The following is a 752-nucleotide window of genomic DNA, read 5'->3' as shown; positions in this document are numbered from 1 at the left end:
ACCAAGAGCCCAACAGTGCAAAATCCTGGTTATCGGGTGGGGTGAAAATAGTCAACAACACGTAAAGGGAACAGCGCCTCGAAGAAGCCCCCGCGAAGCTCAACTCATTGAAAGAAGATGAGAAAAATAAGGTGTGATGGCTAACCCATCCGGTTATGTCAAACGTTATATTTTTATAAATATGAAGAAGGATTCACCATGAAATCATTAGTCATAGGATTTTTAGGAATCGTTGTATATACATTCATTATATGTATCGGGGTTTACCTATCAGCAAACCAAATAGCTGATATTCTTTATTCATTCATGGGGGGGGTGATTGCGGCACTACTCATTTTGTTAAAGGATCTCGAGCTTGAGCAAGACCGTTCCCGCTCTATTAAAAATTATTTTTTGGCAGTGGCTGCATCCTTACCTGCCTGGATTGTTGGATTATTAATTTTGAAGATTTTCAATGTCTGGGTAGCAGGAGATTCTGCACTAGCATTTGATTTAACAATTGGGGCATTGGGGGCTGTAGTCATGTATTTATACAGACTCCACGATACAGCTCCTTGCCGCAGTTATTCTCAGCAATCAGGCAAAATATAAAAATAACATCAAGTCGCCCATGGACTTGCTCCGCTTTAATCCCAATACATAAATAACAAATATTCAATATTGAACCACCATGTACAGAACCTTAAGCGGCAAGCGAATTAATAACACCGTCTAACGTGTTGTTTTGCTTGGATTTTCTCTGCCTACTCTTT

Annotated in this window: 1 protein-coding gene; it reads left to right on the top strand. The window is 39.9% G+C overall.

The annotated features are described in order from the left end of the window. Positions 1–198: 198 nt before the first annotated feature. Entirely contained in the window at positions 199–591 is a 393-nt protein-coding gene (locus ACYVG7_RS10015) for a hypothetical protein (RefSeq protein WP_460882987.1), read from the top strand. The last annotated feature ends 161 nt before the right edge of the window (positions 592–752 follow it).

It is taken from the genome of Pseudaeromonas pectinilytica, from assembly GCF_054780855.1.
Note: the sequence above shows the minus strand (reverse complement) of the source record. Positions and strands in the feature narration are given on the sequence as shown.

What these genes read in the sequence shown, in the direction of transcription:
- ACYVG7_RS10015 (WP_460882987.1), top strand. Translation starts at nt 199, where the DNA reads ATGAAATCATTAGTCATAGGATTTTTAGGAATCGTTGTATATACATTC.